Below are 11,950 nucleotides of genomic sequence, written 5' to 3' on the forward strand. Positions count from 1 at the left end.
AGTAGTTTTATAAATGGAAGGAGAATTCATCTTAGATGGGTAGTAGCAAGCGGTTTTTTAAAAATATATTAGCAAATAGAGGGTTGATTTTTCAATTAGCCATCAAAGATTTAAAGGACAAATATTTAGGTTCTTACCTAGGAGTAATGTGGGCAATAATTCAACCTACTATAACCATATTGATTTTTTGGTTCATTTTTCAAGTGGGATTTAAATCGATACCTATTGATAATTATCCGTTTATTCTTTGGCTTATGGCTGGAATGTTGCCTTGGTTTTTTTTCTCTGATGCAGTTATGAATGCGACCAATTCAGTTATCAGTAATATTTTCTTGGTTAAAAACGTAGTGTTTCGACTAAGCTTATTACCAATTGTTAAAATCATTTCACCACTTATTATTCATGTCTTCTTTATATTGTTTTTAATTGTGATGTTTTGGGGTTATGGATATAAACCGAATATATACTTTATACAGGTATTCTACTATATAATGGCAATGTGTATTTTTATGTTGGGACTAACATGGATCACATCAGCTTTAGTTGTATTTCTAAAAGATGTTGGGCATATCTTATCAATGATACTTCAATTCGGCTTCTGGTTAACTCCCATCTTCTGGTCATTGAAGATGATTCCAGAAAAATTTACTTTCTTAATAAAGTTAAACCCCATGTATTATATTATTGAAGGCTATAGAAATAGTTTTATTTTTAGAAATTGGTTTTGGCAGTATCCTAGCCAAACAATATACTTTTGGTGTGTGACAGTTGTATTTCTATTAATTGGTTATTTTGTGTTTAAGAGATTAAGACCACATTTTGCAGATGTACTATAAGGAGATTTGTTAGCTATGAGTGCTGCTATACAAGTGGATAACATCACTAAACAATATAAATTATACGAAAAACAAGTAGATCGGCTTAAAGAAGCCATTAATCCTTTGCGAAAGAGTTACCATACAGATTTTTATGCTTTAAAAAAGGTTAGCTTCCAAGTGGAAAAAGGTGAAACATTAGGAATTTTAGGTAAAAATGGTTCTGGGAAGTCGACTTTATTAAAGATAATTACTGGTGTTTTAACTCCGACTAATGGTCAAGTTTATATCGGCGGGAAAGTGGCTGCGCTATTAGAACTTGGTGCTGGCTTTAATCCTGAATATACAGGTCTTGAGAATATTTATTTAAATGGATTGTTAATGGGAATCACAAGAGAAGATATGAGAAAAAAACTGAATGATATTCTCTCATTTGCTGATATAGGGGATTTCATATACCAGCCTGTAAAAAATTACTCAAGTGGAATGTTTGCCAGATTAGCTTTCGCAGTTGCTATTAATGTTGAACCTGAAATTCTTATAATAGATGAAGCTCTGTCGGTGGGGGACATTTTTTTTCAACAAAAATGTTTTGAAAAAATTAAAGCAATGAAGAATAAAGGCGTAACAATTCTCTTTGTTAGTCATGATGTAACAAGTATTAGTACTCTTTGTGATAGATGTGTTTTACTTAATAAAGGGGAAGTTTATTCATATGGAGAACCAAGAAAAATAATTAACGATTATGTAAAGCTGTATAATACAAATGATCAAATTGAAAAACGGATTAATAAGTTAGAAGATAAAGGAAAAATTGAAATGATTCCCGTTAAAAACGACTTGGAAGAATATAGATATGGTGATGATTCTGCAAGTATAAAGAATATTGAATGCATAAGCGGAAGTGATTGTGAAGACAGTTGGTTAGTTTATACACTTGAACAATTTATGCTGAAAATTACTATTGATTTTCATGAAAGTTGTACAAATCCTGTTCTTGGTTTTTACATTAAAAACAAAAAGGGTTTAGAAATGTATAGTGGAAATACTCACTATTTAAATCAAAATATTGGACCTACTAAAAAAGGTGACAAAATTACAGTTGTTTTCTCTCAGAAGATGTATCTGGCTCCTGACGAATATATTGTCTCTGTAGGTTTATCGGATTATGTTGATGGTTTAAGTCGTCCATTGGATCGAAGATATGATTATAATAAAATAACGGTAAAATCGGAACGAACAGTTATTKGATTAATGGATATGGATTCAAATGTAGAAATCATTAAAGGTGGTTAGTATGAAAAAAATTGCTCAAATAGGTACATTTAATGTTGATAATTTAGGCGATCTACTTTTTCCAGTTGTTTTTTCAGAAATAGTTGAGGAAATAAGCAGAGAGACAGATGAATACTATAATATAGATTACTTCAGTCCTAATAGCATCGAATATGTTCCAACATACATAGACCAAAAAAAAGTTATTGATATAGATCAATTTAATAATATTACTTATGATAAGGTTTTTATTGGTGGCGGAGATCTCTTGAGATCGGATGATTGGTCGATTAATTCATTATATAATTCTAACAAGCTTAGTTTTACTAATATTCTATCACCTACAAACCTTGAAATATGTAACTGCTACACTTTAGGTTTAGGAGTTCCATTTGAATTAGATGATGCCTTTACTAGTTTTGTGAGAAATTCATTCACACGATTTAATGCTATATCTGTAAGAGATTTAAAATCACAAGCCTYTTTAACAACTAAAGGTATTGAAAGCCAAATTGTCCCTGATATGGTTTTAAGTATTTCCAAGTACTTTCCTAAAAAGACTTTAGAAGAAAAGACAAAGAATGTCTTCAAGAGAAATAACATCGTACTGGAAAAAGATGGATATGTCATATTTCAAGCAAATGACACTGTACTTAATAATAGCGAAATAAGAGAAATTAGTGAGTTTCTAAATGGTATCACTCGAAGGATGAAGATGCCTGTAATATTACTTTCTATAGGTGAATGTCTGGGTGATAACGAGTTATATAATAAACTAGCATTATTACTTAATGATTGTTATGTCATTAATAAAGAACTTGATTCTACAATCTCGTTAATAGATAAAGTGGCACTATTAGCCCAGGCAAATGGATTCATTGGTTCTAGTTTACATGGAAACATAATCTCATATAGCTATGGTATTCCTCATGTTACATTCTCTGGAGATTATTCGAATAAACTAAAAGGCTTTTTTGATTTAATAAATAACAAAGAATATTGTTTTAAGAATGTAATAGATATTTTGAATAAAGAAGATCATATTGCAAAATACTTATCTACAAGTTTAGATAACCTTGCTGATTTATCAAAAGAAATTTGTAAAATAGAGGATTTTGTAAGACAAGCACTACTTGAAGAAAGAAAGAATGAGGTACAATTTTCTGATAAATCCGATGATATCTTTAAAATGCAGCAGATTATTATAAATAATAAAAATAATGAAATTTCTAAATTATGGAGTAGAGTGAACTACGCTGAAGGTCATCTTGAAATCGTCTCAAAACAGAATGAACAATTATGGAAACGAGTTGGCATCGCTGAGTCGGCGCTGAATCAGGCAAATGCAGAAAATACTCATTTATCTGAAAGGCTACTATATTTGAAAGAGCAAACTGTCCAAATGCAAAAAGAGATTGATTTAACTACTGCTAGTAGAGATACATTACTAACTGATAATAAACAACTGAGTCATATTAAACAGGAATACTCAGCGGTTCTTTCTAGTTTCAAAAACTATATTAAGAAAAGAAAGAATAACGAGGAAAATAATGAAAATGAATGAAAATAAAATTATTGCGTCCATTATTATCCCCACTAAAAACGGTGGTCCGATATTTCATGAAGTACTTGAAAAAGTACTTGCCCAGGAAATTCATCAAAAATATGAAATAATAATAGTTGATTCTGGCTCATCCGATGGAACTTTACAATATGCCAGAAAAATAAAAAAAACTAACGAAAATATTGTTTTGCATGAAATTCCTGCAAAAGAGTTTGGACATGGTAAAACAAGAAACTTAGGTGCGTCTTTGGCAAAAGGAGAGTATTTGGTATTCATAACACAGGATGCCAAGCCATATGATAAGTTTTGGTTGAAAAATTTAGTATCTTGTTTTGAACTAGATGAGGAAATAGTAGGCGTATTTGGACGTCATCTCCCATATGATGATTGTGATATATTCGAAAAACATAACATCATTACCCATTTTGATAATTTTGGATCAGAACTAACTCTTTATCATTTAGATGATAAAGAGAGATATGATAGGGAAGAAGGTTATAGGCATTTATTATGCTTTTACTCCGATAATTCTTCTGCGATGAGAAGGAAAATTTGGGAACAAATACCTTATCCTGAAGTTGACTTTGCTGAGGATCAGTTATGGGCAAGACAAATTATTGAAAAAGGTTATAAAAAAGCATATTCTCCAAATTCTGTCGTATATCACTCGCATAATTATACGTTTAAGCAACAGTTCAAAAGATATTATGATGAGTATAAAGGGTTGTATAACATCTATAATTATTCATCTGTTAAAAATATATTTTTGTTGCMAGCTCATATAGCAAAGCATTTTTTAAGTGATATTAAATTTTTGCGTTCAAATCAAACTATTGGACGGAAAAGGAAAATTTATTGGGCAGGATATTCTCTTATAAAAAATAGCGTAAGGTACTTAGGAGCATATTTGGGTGTTCGCGGAACTAAGTATAGTTTTTTTAATAGATTATTTTCAAGAGAATATAAGTTGATAAATAAATAATGATGAGGGTTGCTTATGTATAAGTTATTTCTTTATAACACTAAGAAAGTGATAGTTATCTTAAAAAAGGAAGGCCTCGTAAAAGGATCAAGAATGGTATTATCGAAAATTAAACAAAAAAATGAAAATACCATTATTAAAAAGAATGTTTTTAAGTTCTACAATTACTTACTATTCGAAAATAACGCAGCTAAACTGACCTATAAGCCAGATGGAAGCTTGAAACTTGCATGGTTTATTCCTGATTTCGGAATTGGTTCAGGAGGACATCTTAATATTTTTAGAATTATTCACCTCCTTGAGGGAATGTCTGTTAAGTCGGATATTTTTATCTGTGGTAGTTCACAGTGGGGAAACCCTAAAGATGTTAAGGAAATCATTAATAAATATTTTGTTCCTCTTCAAGCAAATGTGTTTATTCATAACCATAATGATGTAGTTTTAAATGAATATGATATAGCTTTAGCCACTTCATGGCAATCGGCGTATTATGTAAGAGCCTTTGAGCAATGTGTGAAAAAAGTCTATTTTGTACAAGATTTCGAACCATATTTTTATGCTAAAGGAAGCTCTTATTCGTTTGCTGAACAGACGTACAGTTTTGGATTTCACGGGATAACAGCAGGAGATTGGTTAAAAGAAAAACTAACTGACGAATATAATATGGTTTGTAAAAGTTTTAGTTTTTCTTATGAGAAGGATTTGTATCAACAACATGAACGAAGAGATAAAGATATTAAAAGAGTATTTTTTTATTCCAGACCGCCAACAGACCGCAGAGGGTTCGAATTGGGGATATTAGCTCTAAATCAGTTCTGTGAAAAAAATCCAGATGTAGAAATAGTAATGGCGGGTTGGGATGTATCAGAATACTTAATACCATTTAAACATTTTAATGCAGGTGTTGTCCGTATTGAAGAGTTATCTCATTTGTATAGCCAATGTGATGTGGCGTTAATTTTGTCTTTTACAAACTTGTCTTTACTTCCTTTAGAACTCATGGCCTCTGGGTGTCCGGTTGTAATAAATAGTGGAAGAAATAATGATTGGATTGATCCTAATAAAGAGTTGTTTATTTATGTTAATGATGAGATTAATGAAATCGCGGATGTACTACATAAGGTAATAAATAATGAAGTAGAATCTAAAGCCATGATACAAAATGCTAGTCAATTTTTACACAACTCTTCATGGGAAGAAGAAGCTAAAAAGATTAACAAATATCTTTTCGAAATATTGGGGGATTAAATGAAACAAGTTGTGGTTTTTGGATGTGGGTATTTAGGTTCTCATATGGCGAATTATTTTCATAAATTAAATTGGAATGTAAAGGTTTTAGGAAGGAAGTCTATATATACTAATACTTTAGCGTCACAAATACGTTTTTTTGATATCGATATTAATAATATAGAGGAGATAGGTGAATTCATTAATAAAAATGATTTTATTATATATGCTGCTGGATCAATAAATGCAACAAATAAATATTCTGATCTATTGCCTGATATTTCAAACAATTATACGGCTTTTGTTAAACTATTAGATTTGTTTGAAAGTAAGGAAATAGAAAAGCTAATATTTCTTTCATCTGCGGGTACCGTATATGGGAATACAAGTTCATTTGCTTGTGAAAATGATAAATTATTACCAACTAATATTTATGGGTTACAAAAAGTGTATTTTGAGAATTTAATAGCTATTAAACATCATGAATCAGATAGCTTCCCTTATTTGATTTTAAGAGTATCTAACCCCTATGGAGGCTTTCAAAATCCAAACAAGAGACAAGGAATTATTCCTGTATTAATTAATAAGGCATTGAATAATGAAGAGTTTATATTTTGGGGTAATACGGCTGCAGTTCGTGACTTCATATATATAGATGACTTTCTTGAAGCAGTATTCCGTACAACACAACTTAAAGGAAATGAGATAATAAATATCGGAAGTGGAACTGAAACGGCAATAAGTGAAGTTATATCGATTGTAGAACAGAGAACGGGAGAAGAGATTCAAATTGTACATAAAGAACTAGGGACAAAAACGATTATGAATAATAGATTGAAAATTGATAAATTGAAGAGACTTACAAGTTATGAGCCAACAACTACCTTACAAGATGGAATTACAAGAATGGTCAATGTTATCCTGGAGACAAAAAATCGTGAATTATAAGAAAATAGCTGTATTACTATCTACCTATAATGGTGAGAAATACGTAGATGAATTGATAGAGTCAATTTTAAATCAATCCTATACTCATTTTCATATATTTATTAGAGATGATAATTCAACTGATTCAACCTATCAAAAGTTAGAGGATCATTATAAAAATAATAGAAATATTACCTTATTAAAAGCATCGCACAATATTGGTGCTAATTTAAGCTTTTCTGAGCTTATAAGTATTGCATTAAAAGATAATGAATATGATTTTTTTATGTTTGCAGATCAGGATGATGTATGGCTTAAAGATAAGATAATGATTTCATATAAATTAATCTGTCAAAGTAATGAGCAAATACCGGCGTTAGCTCATACCGACATGTATATTACTGATGAAAATTTAAAAGTATTGAGTAAATCTTTGTGGAAATACCAATCTATAAATCCAGAAAATTGTTCTTTTAACAGGTTATTAATTCAGAATGTTATTACAGGATGTAGCACCATTGTTAATAAAGCATTGGCAATCAAGGCAGCGCCCATACCCAATGATTCTATTATGCACGATTGGTGGTTAGGTTTGCTAGCATCTTCGCTTGGCGAAATTAACTATAGTAAACAACCCACTTTGTATTATAGACAACATAACTTTAATACAATCGGGGCTAAAAAATTCAATATCAAGTATATATTAATGAACATATTTAAAAGGAAATCTTTTTATGAAAATATTATACAAGCTAAAGCATTCAGAAGAGAATATGGAAATGAAATTGATAATAATAAGCGACTAATGCTAGATGCATTATGTTCATTAGATAAAGTTAATTATTTTCAGAGGTTACTATTAATATTTAAATATCGATTTTTTAAAGTTGGATTAATAAGAAATATTAGTTTTATTATCAATTTATTTAATCTAAAGGTAGTGGGTCGAAAGCATTAATGCATCATCAATATAAGTATATGGGAGTGAAAGAATTGAAAGGTATAATTCTAGCAGGAGGAACAGGCTCACGTTTGTTTCCGCTGACTAAAGTAACGAATAAACATTTACTTCCTGTCGGGAAGTATCCAATGATATTCCACTCTATTGCGAAGCTTAAAGAATCTGGCATCATTGATATTCTCATCGTAACTGGTAAAGAACATATGGGCGATGTTGTAAATTTACTTGGAAGCGGTACAGAGTTCGGCGTATCATTTACATATAAAGTTCAAGATGAAGCTGGAGGTATTGCGCAGGCACTTGGATTAGCTCAGAACTTTGTTAATGGCGATCAAATGGTCGTCATTTTGGGCGATAATGTTTTTGAAAATAGCATTGTTCCGTTTGTCAGCAATTTTAAGAAGCAGAATACAGGAGCTAAAATACTTATTCAAGAGGTTCACGATCCTCAGCGTTATGGTGTGCCCGAATTGAATGGTGGGAAAATTGTCTCTATTGAAGAGAAACCTAAGCATCCAAGGAGCAATTTTGCTGTTACAGGTATATATATGTATGATAGCAAAGTTTTTGAAATAGTAAAAACACTCAAGCCATCCGGCCGAGGCGAACTCGAAATAACGGATGTGAATAATGCATATATTGATGCAAATGAGCTCAGTTTCGATATTCTACAGGGTTGGTGGACGGATGCGGGTACTCATGCCTCATTGACTAAAGCGAATGAGCTCTCGAAGGACTTAACGTTCGGTGAGGAATTCGGAAAACTAAAATTATAATAGAACAGGTGACCTATGAAAATAATAGTTTCTAAGCTTCCAGGCGTAAAACTGATTGAACCTGCTGTTTTTGGCGATCACCGAGGCTTTTTTATGGAAAGCTATAATGAACAAGTGGCTCATGAAAATGGGATTACACATGCTTTTATTCAAGACAATCACTCGTTATCTGTAGAAGCGGGAGTTCTTCGCGGTTTGCATTATCAATTATCACCTAAAGCACAAACGAAGCTGGTTCGTGTTACTTCAGGTGCTATTTATGATGTCGTTGTGGATATCCGCAATGGCTCGCCAAGTTTTGGACAGTGGCAAGGCTTCATTTTAAGTGCGGCAAACAAACGACAACTACTTGTACCTCAGGGATTTGCCCATGGCTTCTGTACACTAGTTCCGAATTGTGAGGTTCAATACAAGGTTGATGCGCTTTATTCCCCTGAACACGACCGAGGGATTGCTTGGAACGATCCCGCGCTTGCGATCGACTGGCCGACAACCAAACCGATACTTTCGGATAAGGATAACAAGCATCCAGTGCTGGCTGACGCGGAAATCAACTTTGTTTTTGAAGGGGGAGTTTGATTCATGAAATTACTAATTACCGGCGGTGCCGGGTTTATTGGCAGTAACTTCGTTTTATATATGATTCAAAATTACCCGAGTTACGAAATCATAAACGTTGACGCTCTGACATACGCAGGCAATCTCGAAAATCTGCGGTCCATAGAGCAGCATCCTAACTACTCATTTGTAAAAGCTGATATAGCGAAGCGGAGTGAATTAGAGCCCTTATTCCAACAAGGCATCGATGCAGTGATTAACTTTGCAGCGGAATCGCATGTTGATCGCAGCATTTTACATCCGGAGATTTTCGTGCAGACGAACATCCTAGGCACGCAAACACTGCTTGACCTCACAAAGCAATATAATGTTACTAAATTCGTGCAGGTGTCTACCGACGAGGTATACGGTACGTTAGGCGAGAGCGGGCTCTTTACCGAAGATACGCCAATTGCTCCTAATAGTCCTTACTCGGCTAGCAAGGCAGGTGCGGATTTGCTTGTTCGTGCTTACCATGAGACCTTTGGTCTAAACGTCAATATTACGCGCTGCTCTAATAATTATGGTCCTTACCAATTCCCGGAGAAGCTTATTCCATTAATGATACAGAACGCGCTACAAGATAAACCGCTTCCTGTTTATGGCGACGGCCTGAATGTGCGCGATTGGCTGTATGTAGAGGATCACTGCAGTGCTATTGATCTGGTTCTGCATAAAGGCCGCATTGGTGAAGTTTATAACGTAGGCGGACGGAATGAGCGGAACAATCTTCAGGTGGTTCGTACAATACTTGAAGAGCTTGGAAAACCCGAAACACTAATCTCCTATGTGAAGGACCGCCTTGGACATGATCGCCGCTATGCCATCGATGCAGATAAAATCCGCAATGAGCTAGGATGGCAGCCGAAGTTCAATTATGAGGACGGAATCAAGGAAACGATTCGTTGGTACCTCAGCAACACCGAATGGATGGAGCAGGTAGCTTCAGGCGCTTATCAGCAATATTATGATATCCAATACAAGGATCGCCTGGAGGCGAACGAATAACATGTCTAAATTGAAGATCATGATAACAGGCGCGAACGGACAGCTCGGACGCGAATTGGCCGAGTGGACGACAGAAACAGCCGAAATCATTGGATTTGGCCGTAATGAACTGGATATTACAAGTCTGCCAGCATGCCGCAATATATTTACGCTTCACCAGCCTGATGTCGTTATTCATTGTGCTGCGTATACTGCAGTTGATAAAGCCGAATCCGAACCGGATGAGGCCTTTCGTGTGAATGCGTCGGCAACGCGTAACGTAGCAGTTGCTGCACGCGAAGTAGGCGCTAAGCTTTGTTATATAAGCACGGATTATGTATTCGATGGCACGGGTACAACACCTTACAATGAATATGACCAAACGAATCCTCGAACAGTCTACGGAAAGTCGAAATATGCAGGCGAACAGCTGGTTCAGACGCTGCACGATCGATATTACATCGTGCGGACATCGTGGGTTTTTGGAAAATATGGAAATAATTTTGTGAAAACAATGCTGAAAATGGCAGGCGAACGCAACCAGATTAAGGTGGTGGCGGATCAAATCGGGTCGCCGACCTATACCTATGATTTATCAGCATTTTTAATTGAACTTGTACAAACGGAATATTATGGAATCTATCATGCATCTAATAGCGGAATCTGTTCTTGGTATGATTTTGCCAAAGCAATCTTTGAGGATAGTGGCTCGAACATATTACTAGAACCTTGTACAACGGCTGATTTTCCTAGGCCGGCGCCTAGACCGGGATATTCGGTCATGGATCATTCTGCAATTCGCAGTAATGGTCTTAACGTACTAAGGCCATGGCGAGAAGCGTTAAACCACTATCTAAAAGACAGTGAGTGATAAAAGTTATGCCAACAGTAAGTGTTTGTATCGTAACTTATAATAGCGCGAAAGATATTGAGAGCTGCTTAGAGGCTGTTTTGAAGCAAACCTTCCCGGTTGAAAGCATTGTCGTAATTGATAATGCTTCAACTGACGGAACGGCAGAGCGTGTAACGCGATATTCGAAGCAGGTGCAATTCATAGAAAATGAAGTGAATAACGGGTTTGCCGGAGGCCAGAATCAGGCTATTCGTCAAACCCGTTCGGATTATGTACTCGTTTTAAATCCTGATGTAACGATAGAACCTAATTATTTATTTGAGATTATTAGTTTTATGGAACAACACAAAGCGGTTGGTAGCGCGACTGGCCAGCTTGTTTTTTCGTCAAATAAGGATGTAATGGATAGCGCGGGTTTAGGCATGAAACGAACGAGAAACGCTTTTGATCTTGGCGCAGGAGAGCCTGTTTCTAATTGGAATTCGAAACAAGCTGTATTCGGTGTGTCGGGTGCTGCGGCAGTATTCCGAACAACAATGATAAGGGATATTGAATTCGAAGGCGATTTTTTTGATGAGCAATTTTTTGCTTATAAGGAAGATGTTGATGTTGCTTGGCGAGCTCAGACGCTTGGCTGGAAGTCATATTATTTGCCTTCGGCGAAAGCAGTACATGATAGAGGTTGGAAGAAGGGCGGTCGCAGCAGCATTCCACTGTTCGTGAGACAGCATTCCTATCAGAATCGTTTTTTTACTCTTTTGAAAAATGAACCGATAGGCTGGCATTCCATAGTAATAGGACCGTATATTTTAGCGACTGAGGTTATTAAGTTTGGTTATATCGTGTTGAGAGAGCCGGGTCTTCTTCATTGCTGGCCAACTATTCTCCGCTCATTTCCGAAAATGCTCAAGAAACGCAGATGGGTTAAGACTAAAGCCAAACAAAATAAAGGTAAATCCAAATCAATTTAAGGGTTGGGAAAATAT

General features: G+C 34.8%; 12 protein-coding genes. All 12 read left to right on the plus strand.

From position 1 onward, the window contains the following. Positions 1–35 precede the first annotated feature (35 nt). From AC1DLI_RS04750 to AC1DLI_RS04805, 12 genes are read left to right on the plus strand one after another with little or no spacing between them, the layout of a single operon-like run. Entirely contained in the window at positions 36–836 is an 801-nt protein-coding gene (locus tag AC1DLI_RS04750; RefSeq protein ID WP_477600137.1) for an ABC transporter permease, read from the plus strand. 15 nt (positions 837–851) lie between these two features. Beyond that, complete coding sequence (locus AC1DLI_RS04755; protein WP_477600139.1) at positions 852–2,111, plus strand: ABC transporter ATP-binding protein; 1,260 nt, start codon at positions 852–854, stop codon at positions 2,109–2,111. Between the two features lies 1 nt (position 2,112). After that, entirely contained in the window at positions 2,113–3,654 is a 1,542-nt protein-coding gene (locus AC1DLI_RS04760; RefSeq protein ID WP_477600141.1) for a polysaccharide pyruvyl transferase family protein, read from the plus strand. Then, positions 3,641–4,636 (plus strand): glycosyltransferase family 2 protein, encoded by a 996-nt coding sequence (locus AC1DLI_RS04765; RefSeq protein WP_477600143.1) that lies wholly within the window; start codon positions 3,641–3,643, stop codon positions 4,634–4,636. Before AC1DLI_RS04760 ends, AC1DLI_RS04765 begins: the two co-directional genes overlap by 14 nt. Positions 4,637–4,651: 15 nt before the next feature. Beyond that, entirely contained in the window at positions 4,652–5,884 is a 1,233-nt protein-coding gene (locus AC1DLI_RS04770; protein ID WP_477600145.1) for a glycosyltransferase family 4 protein, read from the plus strand. Then, complete coding sequence (locus tag AC1DLI_RS04775) at positions 5,885–6,811, plus strand: NAD-dependent epimerase/dehydratase family protein (protein WP_477600147.1); 927 nt, start codon at positions 5,885–5,887, stop codon at positions 6,809–6,811. Continuing rightward, entirely contained in the window at positions 6,801–7,748 is a 948-nt protein-coding gene (locus tag AC1DLI_RS04780; protein WP_477600149.1) for a glycosyltransferase family 2 protein, read from the plus strand. Before AC1DLI_RS04775 ends, AC1DLI_RS04780 begins: the two co-directional genes overlap by 11 nt. 35 nt (positions 7,749–7,783) lie before the next feature. Further along, positions 7,784–8,527, plus strand: coding sequence for a sugar phosphate nucleotidyltransferase (locus AC1DLI_RS04785; RefSeq protein ID WP_477600151.1), 744 nt, complete (start codon positions 7,784–7,786; stop codon positions 8,525–8,527). Between the two features lie 15 nt (positions 8,528–8,542). Further along, positions 8,543–9,106, plus strand: a complete 564-nt coding sequence (gene rfbC, locus AC1DLI_RS04790; RefSeq protein ID WP_477600153.1) for a dTDP-4-dehydrorhamnose 3,5-epimerase — start codon at positions 8,543–8,545, stop codon at positions 9,104–9,106. Between the two features lie 3 nt (positions 9,107–9,109). After that, positions 9,110–10,132, plus strand: coding sequence for a dTDP-glucose 4,6-dehydratase (rfbB, locus tag AC1DLI_RS04795; protein ID WP_477600155.1), 1,023 nt, complete (start codon positions 9,110–9,112; stop codon positions 10,130–10,132). A 1-nt stretch (position 10,133) separates the two neighbouring features. Further along, a complete protein-coding gene (gene rfbD, locus AC1DLI_RS04800; protein ID WP_477600157.1) occupies positions 10,134–10,982 on the plus strand; it encodes a dTDP-4-dehydrorhamnose reductase in 849 nt (282 codons plus the stop codon). Between the two features lie 8 nt (positions 10,983–10,990). Then, positions 10,991–11,935: a glycosyltransferase family 2 protein gene (locus AC1DLI_RS04805; protein ID WP_477600159.1), complete on the plus strand. Its 945-nt coding sequence runs from the start codon at positions 10,991–10,993 to the stop codon at positions 11,933–11,935. The last annotated feature ends 15 nt before the right edge of the window (positions 11,936–11,950 follow it).

It is taken from the genome of Paenibacillus sp. 01T443, from assembly GCF_056398325.1.